Origin of the sequence: Vibrio hannami (assembly GCF_029589055.1) — a bacterium.
Classification (GTDB): domain Bacteria; phylum Pseudomonadota; class Gammaproteobacteria; order Enterobacterales; family Vibrionaceae; genus Vibrio; species Vibrio hannami.
The window spans coordinates 157,813-180,232 of record NZ_JARQZP010000007.1 but is presented as its reverse complement, the minus strand read 5'-3'; the positions used below and the strand labels follow the sequence as shown (position 1 = coordinate 180,232).

General features: G+C 44.6%; 17 protein-coding genes and 4 pseudogenes. 2 read left to right on the top strand and 19 right to left on the bottom strand.

Annotation, left to right across the window (positions count from 1 at the left end; translation table 11 throughout):
* Positions 1–93: 93 nt before the first annotated feature.
* The 4 genes from P7F88_RS15155 to P7F88_RS15140 form a co-directional block, all read right to left on the bottom strand.
* A complete protein-coding gene (locus P7F88_RS15155) occupies positions 94–3,210 on the bottom strand; it encodes a beta-galactosidase (protein ID WP_277826037.1) in 3,117 nt (1,038 codons plus the stop codon).
* A 388-nt stretch (positions 3,211–3,598) separates the two neighbouring features.
* Positions 3,599–4,825 carry an ABC transporter substrate-binding protein gene (locus P7F88_RS15150; RefSeq protein WP_277826035.1) on the bottom strand — a complete coding sequence of 409 codons (1,227 nt, stop codon included), beginning with the start codon at positions 4,823–4,825 and terminating at the stop codon, positions 3,599–3,601.
* Positions 4,826–5,006: 181 nt separating this feature from the next.
* Complete coding sequence (locus P7F88_RS15145) at positions 5,007–5,858, bottom strand: carbohydrate ABC transporter permease (RefSeq protein WP_277826033.1); 852 nt, start codon at positions 5,856–5,858, stop codon at positions 5,007–5,009.
* The gene (locus P7F88_RS15140) at positions 5,858–6,778 is read right to left on the bottom strand and encodes a carbohydrate ABC transporter permease (protein ID WP_277826031.1); all 921 of its coding nucleotides are present in this window, start codon (positions 6,776–6,778) and stop codon (positions 5,858–5,860) included. Before P7F88_RS15140 ends, P7F88_RS15145 begins: the two co-directional genes overlap by 1 nt.
* Positions 6,779–7,123: 345 nt before the next feature.
* Between P7F88_RS15140 and P7F88_RS15135 the strand changes: the two genes are divergently transcribed.
* Together P7F88_RS15135 and P7F88_RS15130 are read left to right on the top strand one after the other, a co-directional pair.
* Positions 7,124–8,167, top strand: a complete 1,044-nt coding sequence (locus P7F88_RS15135; protein WP_422128035.1) for an ABC transporter ATP-binding protein — start codon at positions 7,124–7,126, stop codon at positions 8,165–8,167.
* A 321-nt stretch (positions 8,168–8,488) separates the two neighbouring features.
* The gene (locus tag P7F88_RS15130; protein WP_277826029.1) at positions 8,489–9,643 is read left to right on the top strand and encodes an HD domain-containing phosphohydrolase; all 1,155 of its coding nucleotides are present in this window, start codon (positions 8,489–8,491) and stop codon (positions 9,641–9,643) included.
* Positions 9,644–9,720: 77 nt separating this feature from the next.
* Here P7F88_RS15130 and P7F88_RS15125 read toward each other — a convergent pair whose 3' ends face one another.
* From P7F88_RS15125 to P7F88_RS15060, 15 genes and pseudogenes are all read right to left on the bottom strand, one after another.
* On the bottom strand, positions 9,721–10,773 hold the full coding sequence (locus P7F88_RS15125) for a tetratricopeptide repeat protein (protein ID WP_277826027.1): 1,053 nt from the start codon (positions 10,771–10,773) through the stop codon (positions 9,721–9,723).
* Between the two features lie 9 nt (positions 10,774–10,782).
* Positions 10,783–11,723: pseudogene (locus tag P7F88_RS15120) on the bottom strand (type II secretion system F family protein).
* Positions 11,724–11,734: 11 nt separating this feature from the next.
* Positions 11,735–12,699 (bottom strand): annotated as a pseudogene (locus P7F88_RS15115) (type II secretion system F family protein).
* Between the two features lie 20 nt (positions 12,700–12,719).
* Positions 12,720–14,009: pseudogene (locus P7F88_RS15110) on the bottom strand (CpaF family protein); the annotation flags it as partial.
* On the bottom strand, positions 13,988–14,176 hold the full coding sequence (locus P7F88_RS26460; protein ID WP_422128032.1) for a hypothetical protein: 189 nt from the start codon (positions 14,174–14,176) through the stop codon (positions 13,988–13,990). The pseudogene P7F88_RS15110 and the gene P7F88_RS26460, both read right to left, overlap by 22 nt.
* A gap of 13 nt (positions 14,177–14,189) precedes the next feature.
* A complete protein-coding gene (locus P7F88_RS15105; protein WP_277826025.1) occupies positions 14,190–15,404 on the bottom strand; it encodes a CpaE/TadZ family protein in 1,215 nt (404 codons plus the stop codon).
* A gap of 38 nt (positions 15,405–15,442) precedes the next feature.
* Positions 15,443–15,937, bottom strand: a complete 495-nt coding sequence (locus P7F88_RS15100) for a TadE/TadG family type IV pilus assembly protein (protein ID WP_277826023.1) — start codon at positions 15,935–15,937, stop codon at positions 15,443–15,445.
* Positions 15,937–16,362: a TadE/TadG family type IV pilus assembly protein gene (locus P7F88_RS15095; protein ID WP_277826021.1), complete on the bottom strand. Its 426-nt coding sequence runs from the start codon at positions 16,360–16,362 to the stop codon at positions 15,937–15,939. Before P7F88_RS15095 ends, P7F88_RS15100 begins: the two co-directional genes overlap by 1 nt.
* Before the next feature lies 1 nt (position 16,363).
* A complete protein-coding gene (locus P7F88_RS15090) occupies positions 16,364–17,683 on the bottom strand; it encodes a pilus assembly protein TadG-related protein (RefSeq protein ID WP_277826019.1) in 1,320 nt (439 codons plus the stop codon).
* 21 nt (positions 17,684–17,704) lie between these two features.
* On the bottom strand, positions 17,705–18,001 hold the full coding sequence (locus P7F88_RS15085; protein ID WP_422128029.1) for a hypothetical protein: 297 nt from the start codon (positions 17,999–18,001) through the stop codon (positions 17,705–17,707).
* 10 nt (positions 18,002–18,011) lie between these two features.
* Positions 18,012–19,456, bottom strand: a pseudogene (locus P7F88_RS15080) (type II and III secretion system protein family protein).
* 11 nt (positions 19,457–19,467) lie between these two features.
* Positions 19,468–20,223, bottom strand: a complete 756-nt coding sequence (gene cpaB / locus P7F88_RS15075) for a Flp pilus assembly protein CpaB (protein WP_277826017.1) — start codon at positions 20,221–20,223, stop codon at positions 19,468–19,470.
* Positions 20,220–21,569 carry a P-loop NTPase family protein gene (locus tag P7F88_RS15070; RefSeq protein ID WP_277826015.1) on the bottom strand — a complete coding sequence of 450 codons (1,350 nt, stop codon included), beginning with the start codon at positions 21,567–21,569 and terminating at the stop codon, positions 20,220–20,222. Before P7F88_RS15070 ends, cpaB begins: the two co-directional genes overlap by 4 nt.
* A gap of 9 nt (positions 21,570–21,578) precedes the next feature.
* Positions 21,579–22,070 (bottom strand): A24 family peptidase, encoded by a 492-nt coding sequence (locus tag P7F88_RS15065; protein ID WP_277826013.1) that lies wholly within the window; start codon positions 22,068–22,070, stop codon positions 21,579–21,581.
* A 64-nt stretch (positions 22,071–22,134) separates the two neighbouring features.
* Positions 22,135–22,338 carry a Flp family type IVb pilin gene (locus tag P7F88_RS15060; protein ID WP_277826011.1) on the bottom strand — a complete coding sequence of 68 codons (204 nt, stop codon included), beginning with the start codon at positions 22,336–22,338 and terminating at the stop codon, positions 22,135–22,137.
* Positions 22,339–22,420: the final 82 nt, after the last annotated feature.

Here is a 22,420-nt window from a genome sequence, read left to right as displayed (position 1 = left end):
ACGAGCCTAAGCGAGATTCCGGAATCTACTTTCTTTTTTAGCTTAGTAGATTCCGTACTACACTCGTTCCTCGTTATACGGAATGACGTAATTTTAGCCCACTATTTCAAAGCAAATCCGATACCTAAACTTCTTATCGGTAATCAGAAACTCCGGATGAACACTTGGACTCCATGAGTCATCACCACCCACACCCATATGCTGATGATCCAGTCGTAGATATACTATTTCTTCAGCATTCAACTCGTTTGGATGTTTCGCTTCAGCGATTTGCTTTTGAGAGAACTTGCTTACACCGAAGTGGAAACTATCCGCTGTTACTTTCAGGTTGCCAAGCTCAACTAACGACGTATTACAACGCAGGCCACTCTCCGTCGGGAAAATGTAAGGCGTAAACATCTCTTCTATCGCTGACTGATAGTAGTTAACCCTTGCCGCTGATAGTCTGTCAGGGTAGTTTTCAAATGGCCCTAATCCATACCAGGACACATCTTTATCTACAGCTTCAGCCAACAAAGCAACTTCCAGCCCAATTCGTGGCAATGGAGGTAAATGCTCACTCACTTCAACTTCAATATCCAGAGTTAGCTTGCCATCATTACTCAGAGTGTAGTTCCAGCGACTCAACGCCATCACATCACTGTTATGACGGTAGGCAAACTCGCTAGTCACAGAGATCGAACTGGTAAGCTCGTTTACTTCCAGAGACAACAGCTCTTTTTGCCAGTTGCCGAGGCCAATCTCACCCCAGCGTGTTACCCAGGCATTAGGGTCAACAAAGTCCGCTTCACTTGTACCAATATCATTATCCAATGGCGCACGATAGAAGTTATCCGTTAGAGGTTGAGCTAATATCTCCTGTCCTTTGCTGCAAACCTGAGTCAGTTCACCTGTTGTTTTACTCCAGTTGAATGACTTGTTCGCCACTTCCGCAACCCAGTTATCGTCACTTTCTGTAAGCGCAACTTCTTCTGCTTTGATCTTTCTTACTTTCTTAGGAGCAAGACTCAACTTATTCGGAACTTTAAACTGTTCTGTTGCAATTACATGTCCTGCATCAGCCCATGCAGTCTTTTTGAGACTCTTAACATCGATATTTAGGCGGTAATCGCAACCTGCTCTCAAGGTGTAAGCACAGTTAAATACCCACTCTTGCTCACCTTCGGGCGCAATAACAAAGTCTGAAGAATCCAAAGCTACTGGCATTCCATCTTCAAGCAGAGTCCACATAAAGGTTTCGTTATCGCTGGCACGGAACAACTGTTCGTTGAGGATCTTAACCTTCCACTTTACTGTCTGGCCGTTATTTTCACTGCACTCTAAAGTAATCTGATACGGCTGCTGACAGTACTTCACTTCAAACAATGTTGGGTGCGGTGTTCTGTTAGGGAATATTAGCCCGTTAATACAGAACTGGCGGTCATTCTGAGTATCAGCAAAGTCACCACCGTACCCCCAGAAATGTTTACCGCTTTCATCGGTTTTACTGATCCCCTGATCAACCCAGTCCCAGATAAATCCACCCTGCAAACGAGGATACTGTCTGAATGCATCCCAGTACTTATTGAAGCTACCGATACTGTTACCCATCGCATGAGCATACTCACACAGAATCAATGGGCGATCTTCGCCCGGCATGCTAATCCACTTTTTAATCGCCCACTTAGGAACAGCAGGGAACGGCTGATCCTGATCAACACGAGAATACATTGGGCAGATAATGTCGGTTGCCGTGGTATCAGAACCACCACCTTCATATTGAACCGGACGAGAAGGATCACGCTCTTTCGCCCAGGCATACATAGCATTGTGGTTAGTACTTTGCCCTGATTCGTTACCTAACGACCAGATGATGACACTCGGATGGTTTTTATCCCGCTCCACCAGCTTAGTGAAACGCATCATATAAGCGCCCGCCCACTGAGGATCGGCAGATAAACGCTCCATCGGGAACATACCATGAGTTTCGATGTTCGCTTCATCTACCAGATACAAACCATATTGGTCACAAAGCTCATACCAGCGAGGATGGTTAGGATAATGCGCCGTCCTCACCGCATTGAAATTCGACTGTTTAAGAAGCTTGATATCAGCAATCATGCTCTTTTCGTCGATAGCATGACCTTTCACCTGATCATGCTCGTGACGGTTAACGCCTTTTATCAGCAGCGGCTTACCATTAAGGAGCAATTGACCACCGATGATCTCTACCGTCCTGAAGCCAATATCGTAGGCTTCAATGTCGACAACTTTACCTCCTTTATCCAGCAAAGTGACGACACAACGATAAAGATTTGGCTTTTCAGCACTCCAGTGCTTCGGTTCTTTTACATCGACAGACAAGAAAACCTTGTTATCCCAGCCCCCTTTTTCATCGACGATTAGGTTTTGAGTTGATCCCGAAACTGTGTCTGAAACTGGATTGAGCCCCTCAAAAACCTGTATCTGGACCTTGTGCGCTTCAGGATTCGTTAGCACAACCTCCACATCGACTTTTGCATCTCTGTAGCATGCATCCAACTGAGGCTTCACAAATACATCTGCTAAATGGGATTTCGGCTTGGTCAACAAGGTAACATCACGGAAAATACCGCTTAGCCACCACATATCCTGATCTTCAAGGTAGCTTCCATCACTCCAGCGAATCACCATCACCGCCAGGGTATTTACCCCTTCAACCAGATGTGCGGAAAGGTCAAATTCTGCCGGAAGACGGCTATCCTGTGAAAATCCAACCCACATACCGTTACACCAGATATGGAACGCTGAGTTCACACCATCAAAAACAATTCTGGTTTGCTCAAGCAAATCTGCCTTACTAATTTCAAACTCGGTGCGATAGCAACCTGTAGGGTTGTCTTCAGGAACAAACGGAGGGTTAACCTCAAAAGGATACTTTATATTGGCGTAGATAGGATTATCGGCCGAGCCTGCTTCCTGCAACTGCCAGTTAGATGGAACCGTAATCTTGCTCCACTCACTGTCGTCGAAATTGTTCTGAGTAAACTGTGCGGGTACTGACTCTGGCTTATCGAACAGGTTAAACTTCCACTCACCATTCAGGCTTACGCGTGAGCTATTTTTCTTTTTAAGTGCATCATCCTGACTAACGTAATGATGCAAAGGACTATGTCCCGCCAACTGATTGGCCTGATACGAGAGCGGGTTCTCCCAGTCTCGACGTGCTATAAGGGATTCAAAAGTAATCATTGTATTTTCCTCTCTACAGCCTTTCCAGGTTGTGTGGAATATCGGGCTTTCTGCCTCTGTGTTTTCTAATTTCTAAACTGCTTTTTCTTAGATACTGCTTATCAAACAGCTTGTTTACCTGGTGTACTCGATGTAACGAACATGCCGATACGATGTAAGTAAACCAAAGCACTTAAGTAACTTCAGCGGTTCGTGGAATCGAGTATTCCAGGTAAATAACTGAACTTTATTTGAAGTAGCTTATAGGCTTCCTCAAGTTCAGATCGAACAAACCCATATCAATCAAAATACCCGTACCATCTACGACCATTTTGATTAACGGCTTAATAAAACATGTGGTTTAACTAACGACCGCAGCCCGAAGGCTGCGGTTTCTTAGGGGAGACTTTTACTTGAACGTTCTCTTACGAACTTTTTCCAGACGCTTAAGGATTGCATCTACACGCTCAGGCTTAACCATAAATTCCTGGAAGCCCTTCATACCTTCTTTCGCCATTGCAGGATCGGTATCACGGTCGTAGAACTGAGCCGTACCATCCGCTCCACCAAGCACTTCAACACCGATGTTCAGGAACTCATTGTCCACTGTTGGTGCTTTAGAGTTAGTTGGGATCTGAAGGATCTTAGCATTGATAAGCTGCTGAATTTCTGGAGTAGCAACAAATTCCATGTATCTGCGAGCATCAGCTTTGTTCTTCGCTTTAGCTGGGATATGGATTGTATCCATTGGCGCATCTTCAGCAATAGGCACAGAAGGATCGATAACAGGGAACTGGAAGAAGCCCATCTTACCGTCTAGCTCTTCAGGGAAGAATGGAGTGATGAAGTTACCAATTAGGTACATCGCCGCTTCACCATTGTATAGGAATGGCTGAGCTTCCTGCCATGAGTAAGACGCGTGGTTTTCTAGGTAGTAACCTGGCTCAACAAGTTCAGCCCAGTTAGACATCGTCTTCTTAACGCGCTCATCAGTATAAGGAACCTTACCGTCCATCAGATCAATATGGAAGTCCAGGCCGTTAGTACGCAGGTTGATGTAGTCGAACCAACCAGCAGCAGTCCATAGGTACTTAGTACCGATAGCAAATGGAGCTACCTGATTCTTCTTAAGCGTCGCTGCAGCAGCCTTTAGCTCATCCCATGTTTTAGGCTCAGAGATACCGTATTTTTCAAATAGGTCTTTACGGTAGTAAACACCCCACTGGTAGTAAGTAAATGGAACACCATACTGCTTACCATTCACAGTCATAGCTGGCGCTGCTGATTTAAAATCATTCAGCATGTTGTTGTCTTGCCAGATATCACTTACGTCTTCCAATAGACCACGGTCAACGAAAGTTTTCATACGGTTACCCGCATACCAGTGAACGATATCTGGTGGTGAAGTTACCAGCCAGTTACGGATGGTTGTTTTGTATGCTTCCTTATCATACAGGTTGTACTTTACTGTAATATCCGGGTTAGCCGCTTCAAAGCGCTTAATTACCTCTTCCCACGCAGCTTTAGGAGCTGGGTCTGCCTGGTCGGAGTTAATGATCAGCTCACCAGCATAAGCGGTGGCGGATAGAGTAGCAGTAAGCACTGCAGATGCAGCAATATGTTTCACATATTTCATATATTGAGGTCCTTGTTATAGAGCCGAAGCTCAATTGTTCCGGTTGCTATTATTTTTAGCTTATTTCTCAATTTGTAGGGTGGTATAGCAATGCCACGAATCAAAACAGCTAACTCATGGCGTTGGTATTTTTGGTGCCAATTAACAAAGCTAACTGGCCAAAGCCAGCTAGCTGAATCAATTACCCTTTTGTAGCACCTAAAGTTAAACCTGCGATAAAGTGGCGTTGCATTGTAAAGAACAAGACTACTGGCGGTATTGCCGCAACGACAGCACCTGCCGATACAAACTGCCAGGAAGCTAACCATTGTCCTTTTAGCGCACTCAAGCCTGCTGTTACCGGACGAACTTCATCACTCTGAACCAGTACCAATGCCCAGAAGAAGTCGTTCCAAATAAAGGTAAATACCAGTACAGCCAGTGCTGCCAATGCTGGGCGAACTAGTGGTAGAACAACATGCCAGAAGATCTTCCATTCATTTACCCCTTCAACACGCGCAGCTTCTATAAGAGCATCAGGGATACCAACGATAAAGTTACGCATAAACAGAGTACAAAAACCGGACTGGAACGCGATATGGAAAAAAATCAGCGCCCAGTGGGTGTCATAAAGTCCAAAACTGATGGTCAGATCACGTACCGGAATCATCAGAATCTGGAAAGGTACAAAGTTACCGCCGATAAACATTGCAAATATCCAGATATTCGCTCTGAAGCGATATTTAGCAAGTGCAAAACCAGCCAGAGTCGAAAGCGCTACCGCACCAGCTACAGCCGGAAGGGTTATCATTAAACTGTTCATCAGGTATTGCCACATAGGCGTCGCGGTAAATACCTGAGAGTAGTTTTCGATAAAGTTAATATCTGTCGGCATCCCCCAGTAGTTACCTTTGTTGATATCCTCAATCGAACGGATAGAGGTCATCAACACCGCAGCCAATGGTAGTAGCCACATCATTAACGCAATAGGAAGAGCGACACGGTAGCTTATGTTTGTAAAGCGTCCGGATTTTTCAATCGGTTGTGGAAACATTATTTTTCACTCCTCAACATGCGCCATAGGAAGTAAGCGATATAGATATCCATTATCAGGAATAGCATTACTGCAACTGCAGCACCGTAACCCATACGGTAGTTGAAGATAGACTCTTCATACATTAGGTACGCCAACACGGTTGAACTACCCCACGGACCACCAGAAGTCATTATTGCGACAAGGTCGAACGACCGTAGTGCGCCGATAACGGTTACAACAATCGCGATAAAGGTTGCCGGACGAAGCTGTGGAATAACGACATACCAGAGCATCTTAAGTTTCTTAGCACCATCAAGGCGAGCCGCTTCCAGCTGTTCAGGATCCAGGTTATTCAAGCCTGTGAGGTAAAGAATCATACAGTAGGAGATTTGAGGCCAAAGACCTGCTGCAATAATACCGAAGGTAACCAGATCCTCGTCAGCCAGTAACGAAATAGCGTCAACCCCAAACCAGCCTAGCGCGATATTCAGAAGGCCCAGTTTAGGGTCATAGAACCACGCAAACACCAGACCAACAACCACCTGGGAGATTACAAACGGGAAGAAGAACAGTGACTTAACCACTCTAATCCCTTTAACCTGCTGATTAAGGAACAGAGCGATAAACAGCCCAATTGGCGGCGCTAACATAAAAAAGACAAGCCAATATAAATTGTTTTTTAGCGCGGTATAAAAAGCTTCAGAGTCAAATAACTCTGCATAGTTGGAGAATCCAACCCACGTTTTTTCACCAAGGCCATCCCACTCGTAAAAACTCAACAGGATACTGTCTAGAATTGGGTAAATTACATAGATCATAAACACTATCATGCCCGGGGCTAAAAATAGCCATGGGGACAGTGCTGAACTAACTCGCCTTTTCTTTTTGGCCGAAGGCATTCGGTTTTCCGGGTAGATCGTTTTCACTGAACGCTCCATTTTTCCGATACTCCCACTATTTACATCGCATTAACTCATCGCACTTAAACACTCATGTTCGAGCGTTCGTTTTTACTGCAAATCTACAAATACGACAGCGTACGAGTTTTATAATAGGACGACAGTTGCGTTTTTGCACAATAAAGACGCCGTTTTGTAAACGTTTCCACAAAATTTAGTGAAAATCGTGTTAGAAGTATGACGCCGATCAATAATTCCAACCTAGCCGCTAACAATATCCGGTAAAACGAGTATGTTTTATACAAACGCGGAGAAAACGACGAGATATTCAACTCACCGCGACTTAACGATCAAACTAAGCCAGCTGTAGCAAAGGAGTCAGTAATGGCAGACATTACGCTAAAAAATGTAATCAAAAGATTTGGCGACGTTCAAACTATTCACGGTGTAGATCTTGAAATAGAAAACGGTGAGTTTGTTGTATTTGTTGGGCCATCTGGTTGTGGTAAATCAACGCTATTACGCCTTGTTGCTGGTCTGGAAGAGATCAGTGATGGCGAAATCCATATCGGTAACACCCTGGTCAATGACGTAGACCCGGCAGAACGTGGTGTTGCAATGGTGTTCCAGTCATACGCGCTATATCCGCATATGACGGTAGAAGAGAATATGGGCTTCGGTCTTAAGATGAACGGCGTTCCAAAGGAAGAGATTGAAAAGCAAGTATCTATTGCTGCAAAAACTCTGCAACTTGAGACCTACCTTAAACGTAAGCCTAAAGAGCTTTCAGGTGGTCAGCGTCAGCGTGTAGCAATCGGCCGTGCCATTGTTCGAGATCCTAAGGTTTTCCTATTTGATGAACCACTTTCAAACCTTGATGCCGAACTGCGTGTAGAGATGCGCCTGCAAATCGCGAAGCTACACCAGGAACTAGCAAATACCATGATCTACGTAACGCACGATCAGGTAGAAGCGATGACACTTGCTGATAAGATCGTGGTACTTCGTGCTGGTCAGGTCGAGCAAGTTGGGTCACCTCTTGAGCTGTACCACAAGCCAGCAAATGAATTTGTTGCAGGCTTTATTGGCTCACCAAAAATGAACTTTATCCCAACTACGGTTAGTGCAATAAATGGTGAAACAGCAACACTGGTAACAGATGACAAACAAGAGTTCGTTGTTCCGATGCCGAAAAAAGCAATCACGGAAGGACAGAAAATCAACTTTGGTATTCGCCCTGAGCACCTGCTGATTAATGAAGAATCAGACATCGATATGACTTTCCAGAGTGAAGTGGTAGAGCGTCTGGGTAACAGCACCTATATGTTTGGCCAGTGTGCCAATGTGGATGGATTCAAGGTTCACCTTCCTGGTGACCAGGAAGTGAAGAGCTTCCAGACTTTAAAAATTAAGCTGCGCAGCAAGTGATGTTCACCTGTTTGACGCCGAGGGTATTTGTATTACGAGTTAGCAGTAATTAGCCGAGAGTATTTATTTCTCTACGTTTTGGCGGGCCTGGGGCCCGCTTTTTTTGTTTTCGCGACTGAGACAGTTTAGTTAACAACTTGAATCAAAAATAAAAACTCGTGCATTTACTCAAATAAAACTGGTACTTTTTGCTTATTTTGCTACCCAAAACTCCCCCCTTTTTCAATCTAGCTACTAAACTAATCATATAAGGATAATCTTATTTAAATATACCAGCCGAGTGTCAGGAGCATTCAGCTGTTTTGCTGACGGACGATCAAAATGCGTACTATAAGTGATTCATCGTATCTAATGCACTCCCAGCCTAACCAGTTAAATTCGCTGAATCATGAGTTAGCTGACCTGCATAAACGCGTTAAAACCAAGGTTCCGGATTTGGAAAGAATCGCGTTTGTCTTATACGATCAGAGTGCGGGCTTATTAAAAACCTATGCCGAGAGTTCAAATAACATTGATACCTTCAGTCATCATGAGTTTCCCCTTGATTCCTGTAGTGCTTTAAAAGAGTGTGCGGATTCAGGAGAAACCCGAGTTATCAATGATATACCATCCACCCTTAAACCTGAAAACAGACACTCAAAGTGGCTTCTTGAACAGGGCTACCGTTCTTCTTTCACCGTTCCTATTTACAACTTTCAGCAACTTATCGGCTTTGTGTTTTTTAACTCTCACAAAAGGGGGTTGTTTACACAACTGGTTCAAAACGAGCTAATTCCATTCTGTGACCTTATCAGTTTTGTTGTAAACGCTGAGTACTCACTGCTACACGCCATTTTAGCTTCTGCAGAGCTCACTAAAGAGCTATCGCCAGGCTATAAGAAAGAATCTAAGGAACATGTAGAAAGGATAAGTCGATACGCACACTTGATTGCGAAAGAGGTTGCTGACTTGTATCAGTTGGATGACGAAGTGATAGAAAACATTCATCTATTCTCCCGATTACACGATATAGGTAAATCCGCCTTATCAACTGATATCCTTCTAAAGCCGGATAGCCTGGTTTCTGACGAACGCGATACCATGAAAAACCACATCGAAAACGGTATTGCACTGGTGGATAAAATTCTGGACAACCTGGGCTCACCATCCCATCCATGTGTCGATATTCTGAAAGATATCATCGCGTGCCATCAAGAGTTTCTGGATGGAAGCGGTTACCCTAACGGACTATCACACGGTGAAATATCGATTCCTACCAGGATTATTACGGTAGCAAATATCTTTGATGCATTAACCAGCCACAGACCATATAAACAAGCCTGTTCAGTGCCAGCAGCCCTACTTGAACTGGAAAAAATGGTTTTTGACGGGAAACTAGATGGCAATTGCGTTTCTGCACTTAGAAATCATATGGACAGCCTTAACGATATTATCAGGCAGTTCCCGGAAAAAGATCCCGGCTACAACTATAACTAACTAAGGATCATCACAAAAAAGCAGCCGAAATAACATTGGCTGCTTTTTTATGTCTATCGTATTTTATTCTCAGGCTATCATTCAAAAATAATGTGAACCTTATGCTGAGTATTCAGCTTTTGCTCACTATGTTTATTCGCCCTGACCTCTGCCAACGCTCTGGAAAGGTTTTCATTGGCTATTTTATAGTAAGAGGCTTTCTTATCGATAGCCTGCTGTAAGTAAGGGATAGCCTGATCAGGTTTGCCCTGCAAGATCAGAAAATAGCCCACATTATTCAGTGCTTCTGGTGCTTCCATCTGGCGCATAAACACATTCAGTGCCTGAGTGTTTTCGCCCAGCGCTAAATGGATTAGAGCCAGATTATTCAGCGCTTTTTCGTTGTCCGGCTCAAACTGCAATGCCGTAGTCATCACTCGTTTCGCAATATGAAGATTACCACTCATATAATGAGAGTATCCCAGGTTGATCAACGCTTTGACATAACGATGGTTTATCTCCAGTGCTTTTTCATACAACCTTTTTGCTACATCGTATCTACCGTCAAGATCGGATAAAACACCTACCCCAACATAACTGTCGATAGGAGAAGAGTTGTCTACCAGCATGTTGCTAACCTGTTCTTCCGTCAGTATTTCAAAGCTATCGATAGGTACTCCGTTCTCACTTCGTGCCTGATCAGCATTTACTGCTCGGACAAGGTATATTTTGCTGTCGTTCAGACGCCCTGCTTTTGCATACAGAATACCCAATTGCTCTAACGAACCAGCGTGTTCAGGATTAAACTCGACCGCTTTCAGGTAAGCTTTTTCTGCTAACGCAATGTTGTTCCTTGATTGATGAATGCGGCCTATATTAAACAGACTTTTATCTTTATATTGCGCATCTTCAAATGCTAAAGATCGTATATATTCATACAATGCTAAATCCAGCTTGTTCTGGCTGATTGCCAGATCTGCTCTTTCTATCGCTTCCTGTTCGGATTTTGGCGGCTCTTCACTGGTTAGCGAGTCTAACGGAACACCAGAATACAGTTCGGTATCTAACGACGACCCTTCATCCTTTGAGCTACAACCCGTAACAGCCACCACCGATAACAATGCGGTTACTACATATCGTTTAAGTTTCATTACAACTCCTTACTTCAGTGCTTCCGTAACCATCATCATTCCCGGTCCAATTGCTACTATAAAAAAGCATGGCCAGATAAATACAATCATAGGAAACAGCATCTTGGTTGGTATTTTAGCTGCCACCTCTTCCGCTTCCTGCTGCCTTTTATCACGATAATCTTCAGTGTAGTCCCTAAGCGTCTGAGCCAGGCTGCCACCGATTCGCGCAGCGTGAGAAAGCATACTCACCAGTCCCCGAAGCTCCTCTAAACCCGTTCTGGTAATCAGGTCACCAAAGGCATCGGTAAGCTGAATACCGGCCCGAAGCTTGACACAAACCGTATCCAACTCATCAGCGAAGTCTGGGTGGGATATAACCAACTCATTGGCCACTCTTTGCAATGCCGCATTAAACCCAAGCCCTGATTCGGTACACACTACGAGTAGATCAAGCGCATCAGGAACCGCTGCACGAAGCCTGCGTACCCTTTTTTCACCATACGTTTAAGAAAAACATTGGGACCATACAGGCCTATAGCGATAGGCAGAGCCACGTACAGATTAGTAAGTTCAGTTTTGGGAAGAAATAACCAGACAAAAGCAGCTACACCAATACCGATAAGAGATAGCACGGTTTTGGCTGCATAAAAGACAGATAATGCGCTAGCCTGATGGTATCCGGCATGCATAAGCTGATGTCGAATCGACTCTTTTTCTTTTTTGTCTTTTGGTGTAATAACGGGTGAAAGCGATTCCAGTGTATTTTCCAGCTTATTTACTTTTCGCGCCTTAATGTCGTTTTGTGTGGCGTACTCTTTTAGCTTTTTCTTAACCGGAGAATTTGTCTTGCTCATGAGCAGTAAACCAACCGCGACAAAAAACGATATGGCCGCAATAAGAACCACGATTAAAAAGACAACTTGCCGATCCATGACAGGAAAACTGAGTAAAGAGAGTAACTGGTTAATCTGATCCATAGTTACACCTCAATATTAATGATTTGCCGAATCCAGAAGGTTCCGAGCACCAAACTAATAATCCCACCTGTGACCATGTCCATACCTTCAGGTGTGTATAAGGGCTCAAGATAAGCGGGATTCACTACCTGCAACATAAGAAAGAGTCCAAAAGGAGAAAGCACCAGAATCCAGGCTGACATACGTGCTTCTGCTGACAACGACTTAATCTTGCGTCCAAGCTTGAAACGAGCTCTGAGTACATTCGCTACCTTATCCAGGTTCTCCGTCAGGTTACCCCCGTCTCTTTCTGCAATAACACCGCACTGGAAAAAGCCATCATAGATACCGTGGGGTTGCGATCGACCATCTGCATAATCGCAAGCCTAAGATCATAGCCATAGTTGAGCATATTGAAGGTATTCATAAACTCTATGCCAATAGGCTCCGGCATCTCACGTCCCACTTCCGCAAAGGACTGATTCAGTGGCTGACCGGCCTGCAGCACCCTTTTGATAATGTCTAGTGCTTCCGGGAGCTGTTCTTCAAATTTGGCTAGGCGTCTTGATACCATTTTGTTGAGGATCATATACATAAGGATCCATACACCAACAAACCCGATAGCGGTGACAAACCAGGGTTGAACAAAAATAACCGTCAGCATCACCACTATAATACTGATAAGAAAAGTCATTCCGAGCGTTTTACTCAACCCCCATGAGCTACCGGATAACTCTATGATCTTCTTCATATCGGCAAAAAACGAAATATTAACCAGCTTTTTCTCTATCGGAGATAGACCACGCAGATAGTGTTCACGCAAGAGCGTTCTGCTCTCCTCATCTAACGATTGCTGAGTATTTTTTAACCTTGCCGCTAGCTCTTTATGTTTTGCACGTTGCCCAGCGGCAGGCAAAATCAAAGCCTGCGAGATAAAAACAATCGCAAAGAACAGCAACATTAAAAATAAAGTAGGACCTTCAGGCATACTTGGCATTAGGGGCCTCCTTACGGATAAGACTCGTTAAACAACTCATACGGCAAATCTATCCCTCTTCGGGTTAGCTGATCATGGCAAGCGGGAACAATACCAGTGGCTGTGTAATAACCGATGATATTGCCCTCTTCATCGACTCCCTGCCGCTGGAACTTAAAGAGTTCAGACATGGTAATCACTTCCCCTTCCATACCGTTGATCTCTTGAATGCTTACCATCCGGCGTTTACCATCTTCCTGGCGTTCCATCTGAATCACCAGATGAATAGCAGAAGCAATTTGTGAACGCAGATTTTTGGTTGAGATATTCCAGCCAGCCATTGAGAACATGTTCTCAACCCGGCTCATTGCATCACGAGGGGTATTGGCGTGAATGGTCGCCAGTGAACCATCGTGCCCGGTATTCATAGCCGCCAGCATGTCGACAGCTTCGGCTCCCCGAACCTCCCCGAGAACAATCCGATCCGGTCGCATACGAAGCGAGTTTTTCACTAACTCCCGTTGGCCTATTTCACCTTTACCTTCGAGGTTAGCCGGGCGAGTTTCCAGACGAACAACGTGAGGCTGCTGTAGCTGCAACTCAGCCGAGTCCTCTATGGTGACGATTCGTTTATCGGAAGGAATAAAACTGGAGCAGATATTCAGTGTGGTGGTTTTGCCGGAACCTGTACCACCAGCAATCAGGATGTTCATCTCTCCCTCAACCGCCGCCTCAATAAACTTTGCCATTGGTGCAGATAGAGAGTTATAGCCAAGCAGGTTATCCATGGTCAGCTTATCGACCGCAAATTTACGGATAGAAACTGAAGATCCATCGATAGCAAGAGGCGGAATGATAGCGTTTACACGAGAACCATCGGCAAGACGAGCATCAACCATCGGAGAGGCTTCATCTATTCGGCGACCAACCTGGCTTACAATACGATCTATGATATTGCGCAGATGCCTGTCATCTAAGAAAGTGTGAGGAGTCTTCTCCAGTTTACCTTTGCGTTCAACGAAAATATTTTTAGGCCCGTTAACCAGAATATCCGATACCGATTTGTCCTCCAGCAACGGCTCAAGAGGCCCCAGCCCAAAAACCTCATCTTCTATCTGCTTAATAACTCGTTTACGCCCCTCTGCACTTAATGGGTGTGAGGTATCCTCTTCCATCAACTGGATAATCGCATCATGAAGATCGTTTTTTGCTCTACCGGCATCCAGGTTAGCAAGAATCCCAAGATCCAGAGTTTCCAGTAGTTTTTTGTGGTAGTAGTGCTTAACATCCAGCTCCTGCTCTACCAGCTTACGACTCTCTGCTTCAGCTCGGGAAACTTCTTTACTCGGTTCCTTTTTCTTAACGACTTCTTCTTTTTTTCAGGCGTACTTTGAAAAGGAGTTCTGATCTCTTTCTTCGGCTCTTTCTCATTAATTCCAGAGACTTTTTGTTCAAAGTCCGGGTTGATATTCTTACGCTTAAAAAACATGATTCAGCCTCTCTCAGGAAAACAGTCTTGCAAAGAACCCTTTGGTCTCTGTTTTGGTTGGATCGAGATTGTTTGCAATGGAGACAATAGATTTAGCAATCGCGCTTTTTTTACTTGAAAGCACAATTGGGTTACCAAGGTTTGCGGACTCTACCGCCACTTTATAGTCATTCGGCACCATATGAATCTCGACATTTTCTATGGTGTTTTGAATATCTTTCAGGTTTACCGGCACGCTCTTCTCATATCGGTTAAGAATGATCTCTACCGAATCTTTGTTAATGCCATATTCAAGCTGGAGAACTCGAATTAGCTCGCTGGTATGCTTTATAGAGATAAGGTTCTGCTGTGAAACAAGATAAACCCTAGAAGCCGGCGCGATTAATGGTGCATAGAAGTGTTCAATCCCTCGCGACAAATCAACGATAACGTAGTCGTAAAACTGCCTGAGAATAGGCAGAAGCTTGCCAAAGTTTCTTGCCAAACTGTAATTCTCGTGGCTGCCATAGCTTGTGTATCCTATCAGGTCTAGCCCGGATTCATGGCTGGATACCATAGAAGGAAGCGATACCTCATCCAGGTCATTAATAGACTCAAGCGCGTCAGAGATACCAAATCTTGGCTTCATATCCAGATAGTCCGGTGTTGCTCCAAACTGCAAATCAAGGTCAACAAGAATCACTTTTTTAGAATGCGACTGGGCAATTTCAATTGCCATATTCACCGCGAGTGTCGTCGCTCCGGAGCCACCTTTGGTATTGATAAAAAGGCATAAGTCACCTAGATTACGGTTGACAATTTTTTCTTCTGCTGTGTTTTTCAGCAGGGGCATTAGCTCATCAATTGAAGCACGATAAGAAAGAAAGTCGGAAGCACCTAACCGCAGTGCAATCTTAAGGGCTCCGGTATCCTGCTCATCACCAAACACTATCAGAGAAGCCTCGTGATCCTGCAAGGTAGCATCCTGCTCCTGAAGGTCTACCAGTTTCTTGGCCCAGTTAACCCCTGTTTCAATAAAAACCAGATCCGGAGCTGCGAAACCGTCGATACCATCGGCATTAAAAATAGACAAAGAGATGGTCTCAACATTTAAGTTGCCACACTTACCTAGCTCTGCATTCATATGGTTTAAATATCTTTCGCTGGCATAAACTAGCCAGATGCAGAGGTTGGTCTTTATCTTGTAATTACTTTGATCATCCAGGCCCAACTTTACCGCCTCTCCCATATAGTTATTCTCCGGCGTTAACTTCTTCCTTTATAAGTTTAGATACAATCTGTGTAATCATCAGCTTTTGAGCTATAACGTAATACACCCAGATTTTCTGCTGGTACTGTGGTTTCGAAATTCGGTATTAAATTACTTTCACTGTTAAAGCTTTCAAGGACGTTAAGAAAAGTATAATTGATGTTTGTGATCCTGGCTCTGACGAAGCTGATATCACCGAAACTTCCCATTGGATCAGCCACAATAGCGCCACTTTCATCAAGGTATTCAACTACAACATCGGCACTACTGACCCCGGCTGGCAGGGTGTTTTTGATCTCCGCCATTCCCATAATATTGTTCTGATCAGAAACGTGACAAACTGCCGCAAGTCTTGCCACTTTTCGCGTCACTTCATTCAACATCTGCACTGAATAAACAAACCTGCCAATCTCAAATATGCCAAATAGAATGATCAGCAATGCAGTGGCGACAATTGTAAATTCAACAATTGCGATTCCCTTGTATCTAGTTAGACGCCGACGAATAGCCATCAGTTAGTCCTCATAACCGAAGAGGCATTAAGCGTCAGATTAAAATTCTGGGTAACATAGGGAATATTTAAGAAGATTGGAGAATAATCATAGCTTGCTGAAACTGTAACAAAGTTACCCACTTCAACAACTGATACATCTGCGGTAGTAAAAGACTCCAGCACCGAAGAGCTGCCGGAGGACATCTTGCCATACACAACCAGATTCTTGATTTCATTGCTGTCAGCAATCCCACCATTGGTACCAACAACACCATTCACCGCCCATCTGGCACCATCCTGTACCGCTTTGGTCAAGGTTGTATGTTGGATATAGAGGTTGCCTAGTTCGCTGAATATACCAACCAACATCAACAAAATGGGTAGCGTGATAACAAACTCTACCGCTGCATAGCCTTGTTCTGTGTGGGAAGTCATGTGTCTCATATCATGACTCTCCACTCATAGGATCTTTATACAGCACAATGCGATATGGACCTGTGGTTAATCCGGATGTCCCGTCTGAGCGACTTTTTTCTACAGTACAGTCCTCGATAAACTCACCGATAACCGGGATCGAATTTTTACCGCTATTACTGCTGGCTTTATCCAGCAGGAAGAAACAGCCGATCCCATCAACATTAAACTGGTTTGTACCTCCACCCGAAGACAATGGATTAACGCAATCAATCATGGGAATAGCTAACGTGCGGCGTTCTGATACACCGTCAGAACGACACCCCCCACTATTACTCCCGTTACAGGCAGACTTACTTGTCTCGTACTCATCATGACCCCAAGGGTCAATAGATACAGGTGTCCACTCATCCGGATTATTTACATTAGACTCATAGATTTTGACTGAATCTTCGTAGGGAAGGTCCTCGTCATAGACCACAGTGTTATAATCAGTAACTCCGTAAACAAACTTATCTGACGGGTAGGTTAGTTCCGTTCCTGACATATTACCCGTGTAATCATCAAAGCGAGTATTAAGGCCATCAGCAACCGGGCCTATCGTGTTACCCGGCTTCGTCGTCACCGGATCACTGATATCTACACATCCGGGGTAATCCCCGGCTAAACCAAGCCTTACATCGGCACCACCACTACCAAAATCAAGTAGTTGGTAGTTACCCGCTCCCATATCACTGACGTTATCTTCCAGTTTTAATACATATGCTTTTTCTGTGGTGTAGCCATAATAAGTGCCATCTGAACCGTCGGTATCCATTGAGTCCATTGAACATACCGCCATTGGGACTATATTACACACTTCTCTGGCACCAGAACTCGGCCCGGCTACCGCACTGACAGTAATGGTTTTATTGATACCAAACAGGCTGATAAAGTAATTATCCAGCTGATAAGCGGTGATTTGCACACGTACATAGATATCTGAAGAGTGGTCTACACTAGTACCCGGAAAAGAGATGGCGTCATTCGCGACCTGCACGATAACCGTTGGAGCATTTGCGCCAGTCAGGGTTAAAACCGTATTGCCTGCCGCATCATCAAATTTATCCAATGCCTCTGTTACCGCCGCATCAATATCTGATGCAATATCGGTCTGATCGGCCTGTTTCGCACCAGCCAGTGCAGCCGAATCGACGGCATTCTGCAACCTGGCTTTGTTTAACACCATATGGTTGATATCAATCGCCAGTGCAGCAAAGCCAATCATCAAGGCAAACGCGACCGTAATCAGAACAGCTACTAAGCCTTTCTGTTTATTTCGCAATGGATACTGCCGAAGACGATGACTCATAATCCTGCACTCTTGTTTATCTTATTTACTGCTACTCGAGCTAACCGGAATTGCCAGTACATTCTGCGCACTCATCGATGTGTCACTCTTCATGCTTGCAGTCTGTTTATGATACACATCCAAAGTCGCTTGCATCCGCTCACCGCTACCTGCAGGAACATAACCAAGGTTTTCTTCTGACGCCTCTGGGTTCATAGTCTGTTCCGATTTAATCATCGACACTGAGCTACCTAACGCTACCTCATAATCAGAAGCACACCCTGCTGCAAAAAGCACAGGCAATATTAAGAATGAAACCGTTCTAATCTTTCTCAACATATATAGCCTCCTAGAGAGTGTGACCAAACTTGCCTTCCGAACCACCCATCTCAGTCGATGATGGTAATGGCATCGGGGTTTTATCTTCTGACATCGAAGGTTCTACTTTCTGATAACCCGCCCGCTTGCCTAGCAGGTAAAACTCCCAGTCATTCGGTGCTACAAAACCATCCGTCGGCAGGGTAACTTTGTTTCTGTCTATAGGTGCCGCTAGCCTTGGTGTAACCAAAATCACCAACTCTGTCTCACCCGAAACGTATTCCTGGCTATTAAAAAGCTGCCCCAGAATGGGAATATCACTGAATCCCGGCATAGTGGTAACCACTTCTCTGGTTTGTTCGCTCAACAAACCTGCGATACCAATGGTTTGTCCGTCAGCAAGCTCGACCGTAGTTGAGGAGCTTCGGCTGGTGAGAGAAGGAATAAAAAATTGTGTCGTCTGCCCAAAATCCAGGGTTAAAGCGTTGGTGCTACTCAGCTCACTAACACCAACAACCATCGCCAGATTGATTTGCTTATTACTCAATATGGTGGGAATAAACTCAACGCTGACACCGTATTTTCGGTATTCAATAACAATACCATCGTCATCAGGAACTGGAATGGGATACTCGCCCCCAGCCAGGAACTCGGCTTTGGTACCACTCAGTGCGGTAAGGTTTGGTTCTGCCAATATTTTTGCACTACCATTCTCTTTTGCGATATCGAGAGCAAACTCAAATAGAGTGTTTCCGTCAACAAAAGAACCCAAAATACCTGTATCTGAGTAAGCAGGTATATTAAATATAGGGTCTATGCCACTTACCCCTCCTGCATTGCTACCTCCCCCCATTTAAAGTCTCCACTGGACTGGAAGAAGTTAAAGTCAGCATCAAAACGTTTGGTTAAGCTACGCTGCACTTCCGCAACCGTAACTTCCAACATCACCTGCTGCGAACCACCGATAGTCATAAGATTGATCACGCTCGATTCATTAACCTGACCTTCAGCTTCTGCATCAGCCTCTTTACCACCTGCGTATGATTCAGCCACCTTAAGAGCCAGATTCATGGTAGCCTGATTGCTTACCATTCCACTTAGTATCAACTTATTTTTGGAGCTATGAACAGAGATTTCCTCATCAGGCAAAAACTCGTAAAGCTTCGCTTTCAGAGTATTCAGATCATGAGTCACCTCGATGTTTAGTGCTTCTATCAATACACCGCGCTTGTTCCAGACCATAAGGTTGGTCGAGCCCAGTTTTTTACCTATCAGGAAAAGCTCATCGGACTTTAGCATCACGATATCAAGTACATCCGGGTCACCGAGAGAGACCCTACCGGCTGACGCTGTCAGGTTAATATGTGTTGATTTGTGGTGAGGAATATAAATGGTCTCTCCTGTTTGAGCCGTTACCGAGGCAAACAAAGAGAATGAACAAGTCAATAAACTGAGTAGTAATAATATTCTTTTCATCGATACAGACCTCACTCCTGAACCCGCACATCTGATGATTGTGTGCCCTTGATGATAGTTACACTTGGCTTAGGCTTGTAAACTCTTTTTGGTTTAGGCTTCTCGATCTCAAGAGGGTTTCTCAGCGCTAACTGGATCGACCCTTTTGAATTTGCTGTTAACAGCTTTTCCGCTTCCTTTGGCGTAACTTCGAGTGTTACTGCACGAACAATGATGGGCTTGTTCTCTTCTGTGCGGGTAGTCTGGTCAACCGCTAATACTTTAATATCTTTGAGTACTGTCGACGTTACTGCACTGGTCTTGCTGTATTGAATGGTATAAAGAATATCGACCTTACTTCCCGGAAGCAGGAACCCGGCCACACCAACAACATCATTCACCCGGATGGTCACCGCACGCTTATTCTCCGAAATAAGTGCAGATAAGGTTGTTCCTTCGCCAGGTAACGCTAGGCGTGAATTATGGACAATCTCTCCAGCGTAGATATTATCCTTGGCCACTCTGCCAACAATATCGTCTGTAGTAGCGAAGTGGTGTTCTTCGTTTATCCACTCTACTTCCAACAACTTAGTGCTCAAATTTTCCAGAGCAACCACGGTTCCGGTAGGTATATCTATCGCGGCCACAACAACTGGATGGCGCTCCACAAGCTCCATCTGGACTTCTGGTTGTCTTTGGTTATCCAGCCACTGCTTACCGACAAACACCGCAGCGAGACCAAACACCACTGAGAGTAGCAACAAGAAAATAACCTGGGTTCGGTTCATATCACGCCTCCTTTTCCATCAGAGGTAAAGTAAAGATCCCATGCCCGTTCCATGATATCGGGAGTAATAACCGGGTCGATCTCTTCAAATGCAATGATGTCCCGGCTTATACCGACAATATCCTTCGGGATACAAGGGAAATATCCAACTGAGTAGTGATTATGTAACGATAAAAGCTTGCTTACCGACTCCTCTGGCAAACCCAACTTCTTGCGATCAGTATTATCTTTCCACAGGCTGGTGTACTCCGACTCCTTAAGGGCGTAAAACTGAATCTTGTAACCCAGTCGTCTCAGGAAGGCGGGATCCGCGATTTTTTGTGGATCCAGGTTGGTTGAAAATGCCAGAGTAAGAATAAAAGGCACCGTGATCTGCTGACCATTCGGCAAGCCTAGATGGTCATAGAAATACTCCATAGGAACAATCCAACGGTTCAGAATCGTGTCAACAGGTACTGGCTGACGGCCAAGGTCATCAATCACCAGGATGCCATTATTTGCCATCATCTGCAGTGGTGCCGTCCATACCTTACTTTGTTCGCTATGGTTCACTTCCACCATGTCCATGGTCAGTTCACCACCTATCTGAATGCTAGGGCGCTGACATAAAACCCAACGTTTATCATACTGCTGGTCCAGCCTAGCACTGAGTAAACTGTTTTCTGCCTGAGGGACAGGCTTATGATGCTGAGGAGAAAAAACTTTAATGATGTTACCACCAGCATAAACAGCATGAGGAACATAAACAGAAGTGTGGTGAGCGTTGAGGATTCGCTCCGCGACAAAAGTTTTACCTGAACCTGCATGGCCGTAGAGTAACAACGCCCTACCTGAGTTAATCGCCGGGCCTATTACCGGAATAAGTCGCTCTGAACCATAGACATCTGACAGCGCCCTTTCTACATCGGTTCTGGTTACAACCCTTTCCCTGACATCCTGCTTTTGAACCATCTCGTTATATCGCCTGAGGGACACAGGCATCGGCCCTACGTAAGCATCTTTGGCAAATGCCTTGTCAGCTTCCTCAGCTCCTTGTTCAGACAGTGCGTATCGGACCTGGGTTCCGGAATTGTCAGTTTGGAATGCGTTGCGTTCAGCCTGAAAAACCTCGACCTGAGCTTTTTCGCGCAACTTTTGTAGAATGCCGTCAACAAACTGACTAATCACGCCAAGACTACGCGATAGCTCAATGACGTTTGATTTGGGGTAAGCCGCCAAATGTTTAAGGACTAGGTTTTCCAGAATAACAGCAGGAACATCCAGATCATCTAAGGACGTTGGTACTTTCGGCGCTTCCGCTTGCGGTGTCAGCCCCCCTCCCTGCTTCTTCTGCTCTGCTGAGCTCATGAGGACCCCTTAATGAAATGATAAATACTGGTAAAGTGCTAAACCTATAAAAACTGAAGGTGCAAATGGCATACGCAGATTGTCTTTGGTCAAAAACTCTTTACGGCCATCTTTATCTAAAAATAGTATTAGATTGCGGTATTTGGAAGCGGGATTAACCAGGTCTCCCAGGATGAATAAGATTCCCAATACACCAGAGGAAATAAGGATATAAAAGGATGAATCAAGCAGGTTTCCCCACCCAATCCAATATCCCAATACGCCCATGAGTTTTACATCACCCGGCGCCATAACCCGAACAAAAAACAGCACCAGACAAGAAAAGAACATGGTAGCCGCAGCCACCAGATTCATTCCGATTTCGCTCCAGGAAGAGAAGCTTATTAACGCATCTATAACATACAAAACTATCAGTAACAGCAAGCAGTAGTTGGGGATCCGGTTCTCTTTCAGGTCGTAAAGAGCTACTAAAAAAAGAGTCGACCATATAAATAAAGACACACCAGATTACCCCAACTATTTAGTTCTTAGTTTTAGTATAGTTAAGATGTTAAACACTCGCAGTTTAGTTTGCTGTCGTCGTATCTGTAGAAGACGAACCAATGCCTGTTACTGTTTCGTTTAGCTTAGTACTAAGGTCATCGCCCAATCCACTGAAGATTGCAGCCAGACCAACAACTAGTAATGCCGCACCTACTACATACTCAACAACAGTTAGACCTTCTTCGTCTTTCATGAATTCTTTACATAGATTGATTAACTTGCTCATAACGCGCTCCTAAAAGAAAAATAGTTTTGGAACTTCCCGTTCCCGCCTGTTCCTTGGTTATAAATCTAGGCTTTTTTAAATT

Excerpts from the sequence above, each read along its gene's own strand:
- P7F88_RS15155 (WP_277826037.1), bottom strand. The coding sequence starts at position 3,210 with ATGATTACTTTTGAATCCCTTATAGCACGTCGAGACTGGGAGAACCCG.
- P7F88_RS15150 (WP_277826035.1), bottom strand. The coding sequence starts at position 4,825 with ATGAAATATGTGAAACATATTGCTGCATCTGCAGTGCTTACTGCTACT.
- P7F88_RS15145 (WP_277826033.1), bottom strand. The coding sequence starts at position 5,858 with ATGTTTCCACAACCGATTGAAAAATCCGGACGCTTTACAAACATAAGC.
- P7F88_RS15140 (WP_277826031.1), bottom strand. The coding sequence starts at position 6,778 with ATGGAGCGTTCAGTGAAAACGATCTACCCGGAAAACCGAATGCCTTCG.
- P7F88_RS15135 (WP_422128035.1), top strand. The coding sequence starts at position 7,124 with ATGGCAGACATTACGCTAAAAAATGTAATCAAAAGATTTGGCGACGTT.
- P7F88_RS15130 (WP_277826029.1), top strand. The coding sequence starts at position 8,489 with ATGCGTACTATAAGTGATTCATCGTATCTAATGCACTCCCAGCCTAAC.
- P7F88_RS15125 (WP_277826027.1), bottom strand. The coding sequence starts at position 10,773 with ATGAAACTTAAACGATATGTAGTAACCGCATTGTTATCGGTGGTGGCT.
- P7F88_RS26460 (WP_422128032.1), bottom strand. The coding sequence starts at position 14,176 with ATGTTTTTTAAGCGTAAGAATATCAACCCGGACTTTGAACAAAAAGTC.
- P7F88_RS15105 (WP_277826025.1), bottom strand. The coding sequence starts at position 15,404 with ATGGGAGAGGCGGTAAAGTTGGGCCTGGATGATCAAAGTAATTACAAG.
- P7F88_RS15100 (WP_277826023.1), bottom strand. The coding sequence starts at position 15,937 with ATGGCTATTCGTCGGCGTCTAACTAGATACAAGGGAATCGCAATTGTT.
- P7F88_RS15095 (WP_277826021.1), bottom strand. The coding sequence starts at position 16,362 with ATGAGACACATGACTTCCCACACAGAACAAGGCTATGCAGCGGTAGAG.
- P7F88_RS15090 (WP_277826019.1), bottom strand. The coding sequence starts at position 17,683 with ATGAGTCATCGTCTTCGGCAGTATCCATTGCGAAATAAACAGAAAGGC.
- P7F88_RS15085 (WP_422128029.1), bottom strand. The coding sequence starts at position 18,001 with ATGTTGAGAAAGATTAGAACGGTTTCATTCTTAATATTGCCTGTGCTT.
- cpaB (WP_277826017.1), bottom strand. The coding sequence starts at position 20,223 with ATGAACCGAACCCAGGTTATTTTCTTGTTGCTACTCTCAGTGGTGTTT.
- P7F88_RS15070 (WP_277826015.1), bottom strand. The coding sequence starts at position 21,569 with ATGAGCTCAGCAGAGCAGAAGAAGCAGGGAGGGGGGCTGACACCGCAA.
- P7F88_RS15060 (WP_277826011.1), bottom strand. The coding sequence starts at position 22,338 with ATGAGCAAGTTAATCAATCTATGTAAAGAATTCATGAAAGACGAAGAA.